This window comes from Flammeovirga sp. EKP202, assembly GCF_014534745.1.
In the GTDB taxonomy this organism is placed as follows: domain Bacteria; phylum Bacteroidota; class Bacteroidia; order Cytophagales; family Flammeovirgaceae; genus Flammeovirga.
On the sequence record NZ_JACVVP010000006.1, the window covers coordinates 22,727 to 40,264 of the forward strand.

At 32.6% G+C, this 17,538-nt stretch carries 16 protein-coding genes; 6 read left to right on the forward strand and 10 right to left on the reverse strand.

The genetic code is table 11. From position 1 onward, the window contains the following. Positions 1–175: 175 nt before the first annotated feature. The 5 genes from IC221_RS04850 (at position 176) to IC221_RS04870 (ending at position 7,930) form a co-directional block, all read left to right on the forward strand. Positions 176–997 carry an SdiA-regulated domain-containing protein gene (locus IC221_RS04850; RefSeq protein ID WP_188167888.1) on the forward strand — a complete coding sequence of 274 codons (822 nt, stop codon included), beginning with the start codon at positions 176–178 and terminating at the stop codon, positions 995–997. 1 nt (position 998) lies between these two features. Further along, a complete protein-coding gene (locus tag IC221_RS04855; RefSeq protein WP_188167889.1) occupies positions 999–4,628 on the forward strand; it encodes a metallophosphoesterase in 3,630 nt (1,209 codons plus the stop codon). Positions 4,629–4,638: 10 nt separating this feature from the next. After that, positions 4,639–5,850, forward strand: coding sequence for a Pycsar system effector family protein (locus IC221_RS04860; protein WP_188167890.1), 1,212 nt, complete (start codon positions 4,639–4,641; stop codon positions 5,848–5,850). An 11-nt stretch (positions 5,851–5,861) separates the two neighbouring features. After that, positions 5,862–7,034, forward strand: coding sequence for an adenylate/guanylate cyclase domain-containing protein (locus tag IC221_RS04865; protein ID WP_188167891.1), 1,173 nt, complete (start codon positions 5,862–5,864; stop codon positions 7,032–7,034). A gap of 539 nt (positions 7,035–7,573) precedes the next feature. Then, positions 7,574–7,930 carry a hypothetical protein gene (locus tag IC221_RS04870; protein ID WP_188167892.1) on the forward strand — a complete coding sequence of 119 codons (357 nt, stop codon included), beginning with the start codon at positions 7,574–7,576 and terminating at the stop codon, positions 7,928–7,930. A gap of 76 nt (positions 7,931–8,006) precedes the next feature. Here the strand turns inward: IC221_RS04870 and IC221_RS04875 are convergent, their stop codons facing one another. The 7 genes from IC221_RS04875 to IC221_RS04905 all read right to left on the reverse strand — a co-directional run bounded on the left by IC221_RS04875 (position 8,007) and on the right by IC221_RS04905 (position 12,397). Further along, a complete protein-coding gene (locus tag IC221_RS04875; RefSeq protein ID WP_223241301.1) occupies positions 8,007–8,324 on the reverse strand; it encodes an antibiotic biosynthesis monooxygenase in 318 nt (105 codons plus the stop codon). Between the two features lie 45 nt (positions 8,325–8,369). Continuing rightward, positions 8,370–8,882 carry an adenine phosphoribosyltransferase gene (locus IC221_RS04880; protein WP_188167893.1) on the reverse strand — a complete coding sequence of 171 codons (513 nt, stop codon included), beginning with the start codon at positions 8,880–8,882 and terminating at the stop codon, positions 8,370–8,372. A gap of 94 nt (positions 8,883–8,976) precedes the next feature. Then, the gene (locus IC221_RS04885) at positions 8,977–9,507 is read right to left on the reverse strand and encodes a mechanosensitive ion channel domain-containing protein (RefSeq protein ID WP_188167894.1); all 531 of its coding nucleotides are present in this window, start codon (positions 9,505–9,507) and stop codon (positions 8,977–8,979) included. 12 nt (positions 9,508–9,519) lie between these two features. Continuing rightward, positions 9,520–10,131 carry a MarC family protein gene (locus IC221_RS04890; protein WP_188167895.1) on the reverse strand — a complete coding sequence of 204 codons (612 nt, stop codon included), beginning with the start codon at positions 10,129–10,131 and terminating at the stop codon, positions 9,520–9,522. Between the two features lie 261 nt (positions 10,132–10,392). Continuing rightward, positions 10,393–10,956 (reverse strand): hypothetical protein, encoded by a 564-nt coding sequence (locus IC221_RS04895; protein ID WP_188167896.1) that lies wholly within the window; start codon positions 10,954–10,956, stop codon positions 10,393–10,395. Between the two features lie 303 nt (positions 10,957–11,259). Further along, positions 11,260–11,853, reverse strand: a complete 594-nt coding sequence (locus tag IC221_RS04900) for a hypothetical protein (RefSeq protein WP_188167897.1) — start codon at positions 11,851–11,853, stop codon at positions 11,260–11,262. A gap of 16 nt (positions 11,854–11,869) precedes the next feature. Further along, positions 11,870–12,397: a hypothetical protein gene (locus IC221_RS04905; RefSeq protein WP_188167898.1), complete on the reverse strand. Its 528-nt coding sequence runs from the start codon at positions 12,395–12,397 to the stop codon at positions 11,870–11,872. Between the two features lie 153 nt (positions 12,398–12,550). Here IC221_RS04905 and IC221_RS04910 point away from each other — a divergent pair, with 153 nt between their 5' ends. Continuing rightward, the gene (locus IC221_RS04910; protein WP_188167899.1) at positions 12,551–15,910 is read left to right on the forward strand and encodes a CHAT domain-containing protein; all 3,360 of its coding nucleotides are present in this window, start codon (positions 12,551–12,553) and stop codon (positions 15,908–15,910) included. 78 nt (positions 15,911–15,988) lie between these two features. Here IC221_RS04910 and IC221_RS04915 read toward each other — a convergent pair whose 3' ends face one another. The 3 genes from IC221_RS04915 to IC221_RS04925 form a co-directional block, all read right to left on the reverse strand. Further along, positions 15,989–16,441 carry a hypothetical protein gene (locus IC221_RS04915; RefSeq protein ID WP_188167900.1) on the reverse strand — a complete coding sequence of 151 codons (453 nt, stop codon included), beginning with the start codon at positions 16,439–16,441 and terminating at the stop codon, positions 15,989–15,991. Positions 16,442–16,624: 183 nt separating this feature from the next. Beyond that, positions 16,625–16,933, reverse strand: coding sequence for an MTH1187 family thiamine-binding protein (locus IC221_RS04920; RefSeq protein ID WP_044208853.1), 309 nt, complete (start codon positions 16,931–16,933; stop codon positions 16,625–16,627). Between the two features lie 61 nt (positions 16,934–16,994). Then, complete coding sequence (locus IC221_RS04925; RefSeq protein WP_188167901.1) at positions 16,995–17,444, reverse strand: hypothetical protein; 450 nt, start codon at positions 17,442–17,444, stop codon at positions 16,995–16,997. Between the last annotated feature and the right edge of the window lie 94 nt (positions 17,445–17,538).

Below are 17,538 nucleotides of genomic sequence, written 5' to 3' on the forward strand. Positions count from 1 at the left end.
ATTTTGTTTAGACAAATTATGTATTTTTGATTAACTTTGTAATAGAAATACAATTTTAGTTTCAATGAATCGATGTATTCTCTATTTTTATATTTCTAAGTACAAAGTCAAAAATAAATATTAGATAATTTTGAATTTGTACTTATTCTTATCTCAACTCTTTAAATAAGTGAATTTGAAATACATTTTACTACTATTCATTATCACTGCGTCTTTAACATCTTGCGCTCAATCAAAAAATGAAACCAAAGGACGTTTTGATACACCAAAAAACAAGTGGTTTCTCCCTCATCAGTTAGAAGAAATTTCAGGGCTTGCTTGGCATTCAAAAAACACCATTGCCACAATTAATGATGAAAAAGGAAAAATATATCTTTATAATATCAAGAAAAAGGAAATTGTAAAAACCATCTCTTTTGGAAAAAATGGAGATTACGAAGGTATAGCGTATGCCAAACCTTTCTTCTATGTTATCAATAGTAAAGGAAAACTCTATTTCGTCAATGAAGAAAATGGCAATGTGGATAAATACCAGCTCCCTTTTACGGTTGAAAATGATGTAGAAGGACTTTGTACTTTTGGTCCTAAACATCTTCTCGTAGCTCTAAAAGGAAGGGGTGGAATGAACGGTAAAAAAGCGGATTTTAAAGGTATTTATAAAGTAAGTATTGAAGATCCATCTGATGTGAAATTGGCTTACAAGATTCCTAAAGGGAAAAGTACTGGACCATCGGGAGTTTTTTTTGACGAGAAAAATAATGAGGTCATTGTATTATCTCATCGATCTAAAGAAATATTTTTCATCGATGCTGCTTCAAGTGGAGATAGTGTCACTTCAGATAAAGCTAATAGCAGTTCAAATGGAATTATTAAAACTGTAAAAATTAAAAGAAGTATTTTTGAACAACCTGAAGGAATTTGTATTTCCCCTGATGGGCGTTTATTTATTTCTAATGAAATGGGAAATAATTTGAAGGGTAATCTACTTGAATTTTAACATGAAAAAATTAATCTACTTTTTTAGCTTCTACTCTATTTTTTGTGTAAACGCATTTGCTCAAGATCATACTGTATACTTGATTGGTGACGCTGGCTTAGCTTCTGAAGAAGATGTGGTGCTACGTTCTTTTTTTGAAAAAATTAATAAGTCAGATCAAAAGAATAGTACGGTTATTTTTCTGGGCGATAATGTCTATCCTCATGGATTAGAAAATGTTGGAGAAAAAAGACGTAAAGAAGGTGAAGATATCCTAAAGGCCCAATTATCACCTTTAAAATCCTTTGGAGGAAATGTTTTCATGGTTCCAGGTAATCATGATTACAACAGAGGAAAAAAGAATGGTTTAGCTCGATTACGAAATCAGGAAAAGTTCGTCACCTCTATATTAGGGGATTCTACGCTTGCTCCTTTTGACGGTTGTCCTGACCCTGTTGAAATTCCGCTCAATGACAAAGTCACTCTCCTTTTAATAGATACGCAATGGCTGATCTTTGATTACCCTGAAACAGCAGAATACAACGGTTGTCAATACAGAAGTGTAGATGAAGCCTTAATTGCATTACAAGATATTGTTGCTAGAAATAAGGAGAAGAAACTAATTGTTGCAGGGCATCATCCTGTCATCACATATGGTGAACATGGGGGTGTTTTCACTGCAAAAGATCATATTTTCCCATTGACCGCATTTGCATCATGGGCTTATTTACCGCTGCCTGTTGTGGGTTCAGTTTACCCTATTGCTAGAAAATCAGGAGTCAATAGACAAGATTTAGGGAATAAAGTCAATCAAAAAATGACTTCTTCGTTCCAAAATATCTTTAAGAGTCATCCCAATATTATTTATGCAAGTGGTCATGAACACACATTACAATATAACCTTAAAGACAACGTACACTATATTGTTTCTGGTTCAGGTTCAAAAACGTCTCATGTAGTACAAGGTAAATATTCAAAGTTTGCTCAAAGTACAAAAGGGTTTAGTACCGTAACTTTTAAAGAAGACGGTGCGACTAACATTCAATATTTTGATGCAAATAAGGAATTATTCAATACTTCATTTTTACCGAAAGAAGTTCCATCTGTAGCGAATGTAAAACAAGTTGAGTTTGCTGACAGTGTCATTGTCCCTGCCAGCACTCAATATGCAACAAGTGCTTCTCAGCAAAAATGGATGGGTGAGAATTACAGAAAAGAATGGGAAACTCCTATTAAAATGCCAGTCTTTGATTTATCAAAATTCAAAGGAGGCGTAAAAATTGTTCAAAGAGGTGGTGGTATGGCTACACTTTCCTTTAGACTTCAAGACTCTTTAGGAAACCAATATACATTACGCTCTATTGATAAAAATCCCATCAAAGCCATTCCTGCTGAATTAAAGCAAACTATCGCGAAAGCAGTTGTACAAGATCAGATTTCTGCTGCACACCCCTATTCTCCTTTAACGGTACCTATTATGGCAGACGCCATTGGCATTTATCATGCAAACCCACAAGTGGTTTATGTTGGTGATGACCCGCAATTTGGGATTTATCAAGAGATAGCAGCCAATAAGGTGTACATGCTGGAAGAAAGACCATCTAAGAATACAGGTGATATTGAGAGTTTTGGAAATGCTAAAAAAATCTACAGCACTATCAAAACAGTCAACAAGCTCAAAGAAGATAATGATAATTACACCGATTATCAATTTACGCTCAAATCGAGATTATTTGACATGTTAATTGGTGATTGGGACAGACATGATGATCAGTGGCGCTGGGCTGCTTTTAAAGAGAAAAAAGGAAGAAGAATGTTCCGTCCTATTCCTAGAGATCGTGATCAAGTCTTTTTCTTAAATGAAGGAATTATTCCAAATATTGCTTCTCATCGATGGGTTTTACCTAAGTTTGAAGGATTTGATGAAGAAATGAATTGGGCGCCAGGCTTTAATTTCAATGCAAGGTATTTTGATCGATATTTCCTCGCTCAAGCCAACTTAGAAGACTGGTTAGCACAAGCTCAGTTTATACAAGAAAACATTACTGACGATGTTATTCTAGAAGCACTTCAGTATTTACCAAAGGAAATTAAAGACTTCCATCATGATGAAATCTTCGAAGTATTAAAAGCAAGAAGAGTTCAACTGCCTGCTATCGCAAAAGAATATTATTTACACCTTTCCAAAAACGTATCAGTATTAGGTTCTGATAAAAAAGAACAAGTAGTTATTGAACGTTTAGAAAATGGTTTTACTGAAGTTACCTTAAAAAAGATTTCTAAAAAAGGTAATATTCAACAAACACTATATCATAGAGTGTTTAATCCAAAGGAAACAAAAGAAATCCGAATTTATGGTTTTGGTGGTAAAGACACTTTCATCTTTAAAGGTGAACATAAGAGTAAAATCAAAGTTAGAGTTGTTGGTGGAAACGGAGAAGATACTATTGAGGATACAACAGATAAGAAATCTTCAAAAAACATCTTATTGTATGATACTAAAGACAGTACCAATATTGTACATAAAGGTGGAGCTGTAAAGAAAAAGCTTTCTTCAAAGTCAGAAGTGAATGACTACAATAGAGCTGAATTTAAGTTTAACTCTTTACTTCCATTATTATATGGTGGTTATCTTCCTGACGATGGAGTACAACTAGGTGGTGGTTTTATTTTTACCAACCATAGCTTTAGAAAAATTCCTTTTGCCTCAAAACACACTTTATATGGTGCAATAGCCACAGCAAATGCTGGTGCATTCAAACTAAAATATAAAGGGCAATTTACCGACGTATTAGGAAATTCTGATCTTGTGGTTCAAGCTGAACTTCGTTCTCCTAAAAACTCCAATTACTATGGAATAGGGAATGAAACAGTTTTCAATGAAGAAAATGGCGTTGATTATTATAGATTTCTTTACATCTACCATAAAGTTAATACTCACTTCCTTGTGGAATTCAACAAAAGCGTAAACATAAAACTTGGAGGAACGTTTATACATACAGATGTCAGTAATGATAAATACTTACAAGATCGATATTTCGTTGAATCTGGCGATTATCTTTTATTTGAAGATGCACTAGATCCACAAAATTATTTTGGTCCTGAAATAAGTTTTGAAATTGATAAACGTAATAATAGTTTACTACCAAAGAAAGGCGGACATTTTGAAATTGGAGGTATGGCACTTCGCAACTTCAGCAATGACAACCTAAATTATATCAATTTAAATGGTCAATTTACTTATCATTACACATTTAAGTTACCTACTGATCTAACGTTAGCCTACAATGTAGGTGGTGGCACCAATTTCGGTGATTACCATTATATAATGGCTAATAAAATTGGAGGAAATAAGAACATGAGAGGTTTCAGAAGAGACCGTTTTTATGGAGATGCGAGTTTGTATAACAGCCTTGATGCTCATCTTGATATTTTTAAATTTAAAAATAGTATCATACCTTTCACCTTTGGAGTCATTGGATTCTATGATTTTGGTAGAGTTTGGCTGGAAGGGGAATCTTCAAACAAATGGCATGAATCATATGGAGGAGGTATATATATTGCTCCAGTTGATAAAATCGCTCTTTCCTCAATCGTAGGTGCATCTGATGAACGTTTAAATGTATATTTCAACATAGGCTTTAGTTTTTAATACCATGGAAATGACTGATATAAATTTTGATAATTTGATCGCTTCAGCATCTGAGTTTGCTAAACAAAATATTCAAGATCTTCCTTATCATAATATAAAACACACTGAACATGTTGTTCGTGCCGTTCGTGAAATTGGTGAAAACGAAGGGGTTGATGAAAAAAATATCCATCTCTTAGAGATTGCTGCATGGTTTCATGATACTGGTTATACGCAAGCAAGTTGTAGCAATCATGAAGCAAACAGCTCAAAAATCTGTAAAGAGTTCTTGAATGAAAAACTAGCAGAAGAAGACATTAAAGTAATTCAAGAGTGTATTATGGCTACACAGATTCCGCAAACTCCAAGAAACCTAATGGAGCAAATCATTTGCGATGCAGATTTAGCTCATTTAGGTAAAGAAGATTTTAATACTTTTTCTGAAGCCTTACGTCAAGAAAAATCTGAGATCCTTGAAACTGGAAATATCTCAAAGACTCAATGGTTAATGATGAATGCAAGATTTATGACGGACCATAGGTATTTTACAAACTATGCTAGAACTCACTTTGGACCTCGTAAAAGAGAATATTTACAATCTATTTTAAAAGAGGCTGAAACAATCATTGAAGATGTTGAGCCCAAACCTGAAAAAGAGAAAAAAAAGAAAAAGAAAAAGAAGGCTCCCTCAGAAGAAGTAGAGATGCTGAATGGGGTACCTATGTTGACAAAGCCTAGAAGAGATATTGAATCAATGTACACTACTCTAGCAAGAAATCAATTAGGTTTAAGCTCCATCGCTGACCGAAAAGCAAGTACTTTGCTTTCCATTAACTCCATCATAACTTCTTTCGCAATTGGTTATCTTTTCAGAAAAATTGATGAGTTACCAGAACTGCTTTGGCCCAGTTTAACCTTGGCTATCACAGGTTTAGTTTCTGCCATTTTAGCTGTTTTGGCAACTAGACCTAATGTAAAAAAGCATTTAAAGAAAGATAAAAAGGATCTGAATTTACTTTTCTTTGGAGATTTCGTAGATTTGGAACTAGAAGAATACCAACAACTATTAAGAGAAGCCACCTTATACCCTGAACAAGTATATGATAAACTTAGTAAGGATGCCTACTACTTAGGCAAGGTGCTTGACCTAAAATATAAGAAAGTAAGAAATGCATTCAATTTCTTTATGGTTGGTATAACTATTTCCGTGATCTCATTTATTATCACTTTCTCAGTGTACTAACCAACTAACCCATGCAATATTTAAAAAATCGCTATCAATTCGAAAAATATATCAAAGGATATCTCATTTCGAGTGCCTTTTGGTATGTTATTAATGCCTTGTATCTTCTAATTAGATATGATGCATTACAGTTCTATAATCGTTTTATAGATAATAATGAATTTTTTATCATACATAGTGAACTAAAGTTCGCTTTACTTGCCAATGCTGTACTTGCTTTATTTTTAGGATGGTTCTCTTGGAATTTTTATTTCTTTCTTGATAAAAGATCTAAGCTAAAATCCTGGCAAAGAGGCACACTAATCTTTATTATTGTTTCTGTTGAAACTTCATTATTATTAAGTATTGGGGATTATATGGGTAAAAATATTTATCCAGAAGGTCTTCCTTACTTTAATGAGTTATCACAACAAAGCTTCATTATTTATGCGGTTTATGTGATGATGGCAGGTGCTTTGATTAATTCTTTATTCCAATTAAAGGATATACTTGGACCCGAGTTATTTCAAACTGCATTAAGAGGTGATTATTATACTCCAAAAGAAGAACATAGAGTGTTTATGTTTTTAGACTTATATAACTCTACTTCTATTGCTGAATGTTTAGGCCACATGAAATATAGTCGATTAATACAAGATTGTTACCGTACAATGACTGATCCTATTAGCTTTTCAAAAGCTTCTGTTTATCAGTATGTTGGTGATGAGATTGTCTTGACCTGGCCACTAGAAAAAGGAATTAAAAATAACCGTTGTATACAATTATTCTATGATATAGACGCTACTCTAAAAAGCCGTAGAGATTACTTTATGGAAAAATATGGTGTAATGCCAGAATTTAAAGCCGGTATTCATGCTGGTATTGTTGCTACCTCTCAAGTGGGAGTTATTAAAAGAGAAGTCGCCTATCACGGTGACACCGTTAATGCAACATCAAGATTGCAAGAAAAATGTAAAGAATTGGGCTATCAAGTTTTAATGTCCGAGGATGTTGTAACCTTGTTGAATTCCCAATTTAAAGAAGTTGGAACACATCAATTCAGAGGTAAAAAGCAACCTCTTAAGATTTTCACAACAGAGGATAAACCTTTAGCTAATTCATTCACACATGAATGTCCTTCTATTGAAAGTACAGTAGGTGCACTACTTCCTAAAAAAGTAGATGGCTCAGTAGAAGGAATATAATATTACTCATCTTTTATAATAATTAAACATCGATGTGTTTTGACATAAACATTTTAATATCTGATTAGAAAGTTGAAGTAAATTAATATAGGGATTTTGGTAATTCTATTGATTCAAAAGAGAGGTTTTTGATGTGATGGTCTTATCAAAATCCTTTCTTTTTTCTTATATCATGAATAATGTTATCGGAATAAGAGTTTAAAATCTGATGATAATTTTCTTAAAAATCACTTCATAAAAATTTAATCTTTACTTCAATTTAAAGTATAAAAACTAGAGTTAAACCAACTAATTATCTGTATAAATAACACTTATATTCTTAGTGATTAACGCTATATATCTCAACTCAATTAAGTTAATAAATATTTATAAGTAGCTGATAAAGAATTACATTTGTAACAAAAAGATATAAAAAATAAAGAAAATTAGACAAAATTCATTACAAATAATTACAAAGCTAACTTTTTAAAGAATTGAGCTTTTACAATTGTTTACAATGACCTATTTTTACGGAAGTTTTGTCACTTTAACTATTTTTTATGAACAAGCTACTAACCTATTCATTAATAGGACTACTTTCATTTCTGCTGTTTTCATGCTTTCAGGAAGAAGTCGTAACAGAAGGATGTATCATCGACCCAGGTTTTCTTAATTTAGAATCAAAATTTGCTGCTGAACTTGCGACTCTCGGTAGCGATGAAGCGACTTGTGAAGAAAAGAAAACTGCAGGAGATACAATTATCAATTTCTTTAACGAAAATGAGGATTGTATAAATGAAGCTATCGATTACTATTATGATTCAGAAGATGAATTAGAAAAAGCTGAACAACTAAAGACTAAATATGAAACTACAATTCCAATGCTAAAAGAAATGGCATTGGTGACATGTTCATAGTTTAGTACAAGAAAGCTAACACAGCGTCCCAAGGATAGTATAGAAATCAATTCTATCTACCTTGGGATTTTTCTTTTTACAATTTCCCATAATCTTTTTCGACCAATGCGATTCTGGTTTTGAAAGCTGTATACCATTTCTTATTGCCCTGTTGACGAGCTAAGGAATGTTCTAAATTAAACTTCCAATTTTTGATACTATTTAAATCTTTCCAATAAGACACGGTAATGCCTATACCATCTCTTGCAGATTCAAAACCTAGAAAACCATCTTGTTGTTTTGCTAATTCTACCATTCTTGTCGCTGTTTCTTCATACCCTTCTAATTGTTCTGAAGTAATAGAAGTAAAAATAACCGCATAGTAGGGTGGCTGTGGTGTGTTTGCTATTTCCATAATAAAAAAAAGTGTTGAAATTTTACATCTCAACACTGCTTATATTTAATATTCAATTAAAGAATTAATCTGATATCCTTCAAGTTTCTTCTTTCCATTGAGGAAGGTTAAATCAATCAGAAAGTCCAGTTGGACAATCTCCCCTCCTGCTTTTTCTACCATTTTCACTACTGCTTCGGCAGTACCTCCTGTGGCCAATACATCATCATGTATCAAAACCTTATCTCCTTTTTGGATCGCATCTACATGCATTTCCAAAACATCTGTTCCATACTCCAATTCGTATTCCTGAGAGATCGTATCATAAGGTAATTTATTTGGCTTTCTAACAGGTACAAATCCAGCACCAATTGCATTGGCTATTAATGGCCCGAAGAAAAAGCCTCTTGACTCCATGGCCACTACCTTATCGATCTTTTTTCCTTCTACCAATTTTACAAATTGATTAACACCTTCTGAAAGTGCTTTGGGGTTTAATAAAAGTGTAGTGATATCCTTAAAACCAATACCAGGCTTTGGAAAGTCTTGTACGTCTCTGATGTATTCCTTTAAATTCATTTTTGTCAAATTTTATCGATTTTTAAAATTACAATAAAATTACCTTGGATAAAATTTGCCTTAAAATTATTAAGAGTATGTTACTTGTCCCTAACTATAATAAGCTTTTGGAAGGTGGGTGTGGATCTTCATTTTTAATTTTCTTGATAGGCTTTTGGATCGCTAAATTATTAGGATAAGCCACATCAAATCCATCTTCAGTTAAAATACGAATATTGAAAAGTGTAATATTAATGATCTTTCCTTCTATAGAGTTCTCCCCTCCATCTTGAATTCTAATATGATCTCCTATCTTAAAAGGATAAGCAAAGAATAATAAAATAGAAGCTGTAATATTACTTAGCAGTGACCATTGTGCCACAAATGCAACGCCTAAAAGGGTGAAAATTGAAGAAATAAATAAGGAAACACCTTGTATAGAAACATCCCAAATACTAATTAAAACTATGACGACCACAATTATATAACCCACAGTAAAAAAATTGCTCACGTACACTTTTCTATGATCAGAGAAACCCTTTTCATCTGCTACTTTCGTCAAATACCTGCTTGTCACTCCTAATAATATGATCAGTGATAAAATCACTCCAAGGGTGATTAATATTTTAGTTTCTAAACCGTCCATCGTTTTGTACTATTAGTTTTCAAAAAATGACTGCAATCCTATTAAAACATGATTGACCGCAACCGCTGACAAAATTAATCCCATTACTCTACTTATTAAAGCTGCACCACTGTTACCTATTTTATGGAATATTTTTGAGGAAAAAAGCATAAAAATCCATGCTAAACCCATTACGGTAAGCATGATTAATGAAGTTAAAAGCTGTTCTTGCAAACTATATTTACTTTTTTCTGTGAGAAGCATTACAGCCAAAATAGCTCCCGGACTTGCTAAGGAAGGCATGGCTAAAGGAAAAATTGCAACATCTTCTTTCTGATCAATATGTGAAATTTCCTCTTCAGGTTTACTTGCTCCAAAAATCATCGTTAAAGCAAATAAGAACAGTACAATACCACCAGCAATTTGAAAATTAGACATTGGAATTTTAATCACCTCCAAAATGACCTCTCCCACTGCTATAAAAAACAATAATACTCCACTAGCCGCAAAAGTAGCTTTTTTAGCAATTGTCACTTTTTGATTTCGATCCATATTGGCAGTGACAGCTATAAAAACAGGTAGGGTTCCAATCGGATCAATCACAGTGAAAAATGCAATAAATTTTGTAAAGAACAGCTGAAACATAAAGTTATTAATTTATCAATTTGTGTAATGGGATAAAGATTAAAATCGGTATTGATGGGAATACAACTTATTTCACTCCCCACCTTTATCGGTACAACAATCTCATTATGAATTTGTTTTGTAGACCATTTAACTAATACTGATGGAAAGGAAACAACAAGAGAGTTTCAAGGTTCTTATAACACCAATCAAAATTTATTTTCCCTTGAAACTCTCTCAAACAAATGATAAAATAACTACTTATTTTATCAGTCGTGATTCTTATTTCTGAAGCATAGTAATGTCTTTAAATCTGAATTCCTTATAACCTTCTTCTCCCCTTTTAAAATATGCTACTTTTGTCTTTTCAGCTTGAAGTAATGTCACTTTATAAACCTCTACTTGTTCTGCTGAGGTAGGTTGGATTACGGTTCTTTTTATCACCTCACAAGCAGGTTTTACATTAGTAAAATTGGCTAAAATCTCTGCAGGGAAAGTCTCATTTGAATGTTCCGAAATAATAAGAAAGGCTTGTCCTGTAGCATTATAATATCTTGTCTCAATTGTATCGTCAAGTAACAGAACTACTTCAAAAGCATCTTCATCAATGAGGTATTCGGACACCTCTTGATATACAGAAAAATAGTCTTCTTCAATTTGTTCAAAACTTACCATAGAAATGCCTTCCAAATAGGCATGAGGTTCTGTATTAAAAATACCTTCTACAATCTCTTCTGCTATTTTCTCAGAGTCATCAATGATATCCTCTGATATATACCTTTTCTGGGCAAACATAGAATGGGATACTACCATCATAAGAATCGTAATTTGAACTATCGCTTTCATCTAAAATATTTTTTTGTTATTGATAAGATATTAAACGATTGTCGCAGACTCTATTTTGTACAAAAAATGGCTATGAGTATATAAAATCCAACTAATTCTAAAAGGAAAAAATGAGCCTATTGAAACACAAAAAAGTAACCGATTCCTAAGCAGGCTTCGGTTACTCCATATCATTCAAAATGTGATCTTAACTTTTTTGGGTTATAAAAGAGGGAGTAGTCATTGGGTAAATTGATCATTACAATCAAAACTATCTATCGTCTTTATCTATTTCTAATTTTATCAATTTTAGGGTAAAACGTTTTATTGAACTTTATACAAGAACATTAATCCGTTTTGATAACTTTTACTTTCTTTCTGCGAAAGGATAAATTGCCCCTCATTATTTTGGATGACCTGTAAGCTATGCAAGAAGTCTAACTTGATACCATAGGACGATCCCTTTTTTATATCGTTATCGGAATACAATTCAAAATCAAAATAAGGATTATCTACTATTAGATTGTATTTATTTCCGGTATGATCTACCAAATAATTACCTTCCTGTTCAATTTTTAATGTGGCAGCACGTCCAATTTTACCTACATCCACAGATATATTCTCCCACAAAACGGTATCTCTTGATACAAAACTCAACAAATCAATGCGATGTTTTGATGATGGTCGATGATAAAGTGTATCATTATTAATAGGTAATTGAAAAGAATTAATGTTGATACAAACCGAGTCAAAATCCATGAATGCTTGGTGTACAATACCCTGTCCATCTTTACTTTCCAATCCAGTAGATTGAATATCTACCATTAACGTGGTTGTACTATGAGCCACATACTGTTTCTCATATATTTTATAGGAACAAATCACAAAAGTGATCATTATAAGCGCTATTAAAACCATTTTCAAAACCACTCAATTAGAATTGAAATCTTACCATAAGTGCAAAGTCACCTGCGTCAAAATGAGAATGATTCGCCAACCACCAAGTAGGTCTCCAATCAAAACCTACAGCTATTGGAGCACCCGAAAATGCATATTGAACACCAAGATTACCACCTAAACCAAACGGAGACCAGTCTTCAAAACGAACCGCCATACCAGCACCTCCATACACTGACAAGCCTGGAGCTGAACTTACATTAAACATCCAATCATAATACATTGCCAATTGGAAGTTATGAGTAAATGTACCCGTGAAATGTAATCTGTTTTTATTCAAATTGTAAGTCATATCAATACCAACATCTGAAAGAAAACGAAGACCTAACTCAATTTTTCCTTTTTTACCACCATTCATATCAATTGTCCCTTGTGGGGTTTGGAATAAATAGGTTTTATCAATTGCTCCATCTGAATTTTTAATATTCCCCAATTCCACATCTGAAGCTTTAGCAAAATGAACAATTGCTGTCATTAAAATTAAAAGTGTAAATCTAATTTTCATTGTTATTGTGTTTTTTGAATAATGAATGTTTCACTGTTGTCAAGTGACATTATTCTTTAACTCTATTCTTGAAATGCTTATTTTTAAAAAACAGCTGTCTTTGATCAAAAAACGATTATCTTAACAGGATCAACACATCTTTTTTCATGCTCTATGAATAAAATTTATTTTCAACTCTTCTTTTACGTTATTTTTCAATGCCTATTCTTCCATACACTTCTGGGTCAAGAATCCATGCAAACCAATGCGTTGGGAGCATTCTATTTGAATGGCAACTTAAGTGAAGAAAAGAAAATTGTACTTCAGCAACTCGAAGAAGCTGAACTTCATCATAATAGTCCAATTGAACTTGTTTTTCCACTTATGAACGCCGGTAAGGTTTGCATTTTTCTAGAAAAATATAAAAAAGGCAATGAGTACTTAGAGCGTGTATTAAAAATTATAGAAGACAATACAGGTTGGCTTTACCCTGACTATGGAATAGCATTAAATTTCTATATCTACTCCAAACTAAAACTAAATGAACTTGAGGGTATTGAACATTTGTTGAAGGAAGTCAATGAAGTGCATCAAAAAAGTATAGGAAAGGATAATATTAGTTACGCAAATTTACTTTTTAATGAAGGTATATTTGCTTACAAACAAAAACGTTATGATGTGGCAGAAAAGAAAGTTAACGAAGCCATTAAAATGTGTCGCAATATGACTACCGTTTCTGAATATTATGGCCGCTATTTATTTATGGAGCTTTATCTTAATAAACTCTATTTCAAAACAGCCCGTGAAGATCTAGCATTAGAAAACCTGCATCAAATCAAAAGTAAACTGGAATCCATTGGCCACCGATCTACTTTACTATATGCGAAAACAATATTGTTTTTAGGGAATGCTTATTTCGCAAAAGAGCAATTTGAGGAGAGTGAAAAACGTTATGTTGAATACGAAACTGTGATTAACCAAATACTTCCTGATCATAATGAATTTTTGGGTGATGTCTACAGCAGAAGAAGTGCTATAATGATGTATACTTCCCGGTTTCATGAGTGTATTCCTCTTTTACAAAAAACACTAAAACTATATGACAACGATACAAACAAGGATAAGATCAACCGAATTAAAGTCAAACTTGCTTACTGCTATTTTGAACTTGGGATGTATGACAAAGTTGATGATGCTTTAGAAGACATCAAGGATATAACGTTTGATAAAGAAGAATACAATACACTACTTCACATCGTAAAAACAGAGAGAGCCATGACGTTGGGTGAATACAACAAAGCAGAAATTCATCTCTCTAAAATTCCCAACCCCATTCTTCAGGGGGCTAAATATTTATCCTATGATGAACACCTTGCTGTACAGCTCAATATAAGATTGACCATTCTTTTAGGAAGGCTAAATAAAGCCGAAGTTCTACTTGCCCAATGGAAAAAGTATTTAAATGAATCAAAAAGTAGCAATGAGAAATTTAATATTAATGTTGAACTCTTAGAGGTTTTTCGTTTGCTGACCAGTAATAATTATAAACAGTCTATTCTCAATTTAGAAACTATTTTAGCGAACAACCCTGAGGTAATACCTTATGAAAACTTTATCATTCATCTTTTTCTTGGACACGCTTATTATGCAAATAGGGATTTTAAATTGGCCAAAACCACTTTACTAAAAGCACTTGAAATTGGGAAAGAAATACAGTATACGGACTATCAAGTTGATATATTAAAAGTCAAGACGTATTTACTGAATATCAAAGTAGAAGAAGGTGAATTTGATGGGGTTGAAAAAAGTTTTAAGAAGATATTATCGCATATAGAAACAAGTCATATTCTTTATTCAAAAGCATTGAGTGATTTGGCTTACTTTTATTCTGCTCAAAATAAATGGGACCTTGCTTACCAAACAATTCATCAAGCTATACAAAATAGGACAGCACTTTACTATGATTATTTTGCGTCAGCGAGTGAAGTCGACAAACGGTTATACCTCCGGAAAACAAAATATGCATTTGATATTTTTTACGACTTATTAATGAGGTGTGATACCACTACCAAAGAGAAATTTATTGCTCAAGCTTATGATATTCAATTGATGAATTATCAATTTTACTGGTTGGATGCTCAAGAAAGAAATTCTAAATTATATCATTTTCAACAAAATAGAAGAAACCATCATTACCCCTCCTACCTTACCCAACTTAACTTGATGAAGTCAAGAATTTCAACTTTTAAGTTTGCCTCTTCATCAGATCAAGAAAAATATCAAAACGAGTGGATTATTACTGACCTAAGAGCTGGAAACTTAGAAAAAACATTAATTAGAGCCTCAGCTCAAATTGATGATAAAAGTAATTCAGAACTTTATACTTGGAAAGACATAAAAAGCCAACTTCAAGAGAATGAAGTTGTAATTGAAATTGTGAAGGCTCAACTGTATGAAACTACTCAAAAGGCACATTATTTTGCTTTATTGATCTCAAAAAATAGTACTGCACCCGAATTTATTCCTCTTGAAAAAGCAGAAGTTTTGGAAAAAAAGGGATATGCTTCTTATTTAAATGAGATGACATCTAGACGTTCTCTAGTGCTTAACGAAGAACATGAGTATAATACCTATGAGCTCTTTTGGGCACCAATTCAACATAAAATAGATGAACTTAAAATAAATCCCAATTCTATTTATTTAATCAATGATGGTATCTATAGACTGATCAATCTCAATACCCTTAAGAACAAAAAAACGGATAAATATATTTTAGAGACACATGCTATTGTTCCATTGGTATCTTCTGCAAAACTGATGGATGATGATAAAATTGAATTCAAAGAAAAAACAGCAGTCTTATTTGGGAACCCTGATTTTTCAAAAAAGGTAGAAAATAGTAGAGGAATGCTTTCTAATTTTAGAATATCAGACCTTCCTGGTACTCAGAAAGAAGTAGATCAGGTCAGTGATATTTTGAAAAATGACAATTGGAATGTGAAGTTATTTACTCAAGAAAATGCTTCTGAAACAAATATTAAAAACATAAATTCATCACCTGAGATCCTTCATATTGCTACTCACGGCTTCTTTTTTAATCAAAACACGAATAAAAATATCAATAGTTCACTCTTTCAATCAGGTCTTATTTTAAGTGAAATTAGCTCAAAACCCTTTGACGAAAAGTTCAAAGAAGGTAATGACGGTATTCTATCAGCTTATGAGGTTTTAAACCTTGACCTCACCAATACAAAACTTTTAATACTTTCTGCATGTAAAACAGGTATCACTAATTCGTTTGATGACGAAGAGGTATTGGGCTTAAAGTTTTCGTTTCATACAGCTGGAGTCAAAAGTATGATCATGAGTTTATGGGATGTCGATGATTTCGCGACTCAAAAATTGATGAGCAATTTTTATCGCTATTTCATCGGTGGAGAGTCTAAAAACAAAGCTTTCCGAATGGCACAATTAAATATGCTTGAAGAATTTGGTAGTCCCTATTATTGGGGAGCATTTACCATTACCAATTAAGGAGAGTAAGAGCTAAGAAAACTACCTCTTAATCGTAAAGAGACATTTATCAAACAACTTTTATTGGGTACTTATAAATCATTTATTTTGCCAATGAGACTGTACCTCTTGAGGTATAAGCCTGTAATATTCTCTTTCAAGTGGACCTATATTTCCCATCGAAAAGGGTTTGCCGATACGGACGCCTATTTCCTTCATTTTTTGAAGCATTTTTTCATCTTTTGTATACGTTTTCTGTTGTTGAAGAATAAAAGAAAGCTCCGTCAAAAATTCTTCTAGTGATAAAGATTTTACTTTTTCCAAAGAAGGGTTGGGAACTACCGACTCCTTTGAACTTACATTTTGATGCTTTCTTGCTTTTTGGCTATAATAGACCAACACAATTGGAAACCCATAATTGTAAATATCCTCAATTTTTTGAGCATTTTCTGATACCAAATCTGTTGAACGTTGAATCTCTCTATAAGCATTAAAAGCGGTCAGAATACCCGCAATACCAAGAATAATCAGTAAACGATTATTGAATTCCATTTTCCTAATTACAATTTATTGAAGAATAAAACATCAAACCTAATTGAAGAGTGCAATGATTTGATGAGAGTTATAATTAGAAACGGGAATTTGAATCCTTACTTTGTATAAATTTTGGTGATCTAGTGTAAAAAAATGGTTATTAAAAAAGGAACCTCTTATTTTGAGATTCCTTCTAGATCTTTAGTCAACTTTACCAATTCTTTTTTCAATTGATTCCGTTTTTGACTTAATCATATTTGATTTATTCTTGTTGTAATCCATGTTCATGACACAATAAATGCGGTCTGAAATGGGATCCATAATTTTATAAGCCTCATCCACTACTTTCAATAATTCAGTAACTGTTTCAGCTTCAATGACTGTTCCCATAGGTGAAAACTGATAAGTCAAACCCGACTCCTTTATGTGTTGAACCACTTTACTTACATATTCACCAATATGATCTCCCTTGTCAATGGGGAAGATCGCAAAATTCATAATAGCTCCCATAAAATGTGTTTGTTTTTACGTTCAGCACAAATTTAGAAGTAATAATGAATCCAAACCTAATTTATTTAACTAGATTCTGGGGAGAAGATAATTTCTCATACCATACCACAAAAAAGATATCATATTCATCACCAATCTTTTCGCGACTCAATTCATATTCCACCCCTGTCTCTTTATGAATAAAGAATTTCATAGAAGTGTCTCCGTAATGAAGTACGCTATCAAACTTTATATCATATTCTTTGGTTATCTCCTTTTCAAAGGAAGAAATATTCGATTTAGTAAGAGTAGTCGGAATTTGTGAATCTTCATTTACAGGTTGGTACATCACACCGCAGGTGACATTAGTCTCTTCGTCCTCAATAGGCATGACTTGAAATAATTGATCATTGATTTGTGTAAAAGTACTTTTTTGATCTCGTTCTCCTAATTGAATTCCTTCAATTTCTTGGGCAAATAGATATTGGGTAAAAACAAATAAACCAGCTGTTACGATTAATTTATAAATCATTAGAATAATAAAATTTAGTTTGAATACTAACATATTTATTTACTCCTGTTTTACATTTTGGGTTTTCTGATTGATAATAAATAGTTTAATGAAT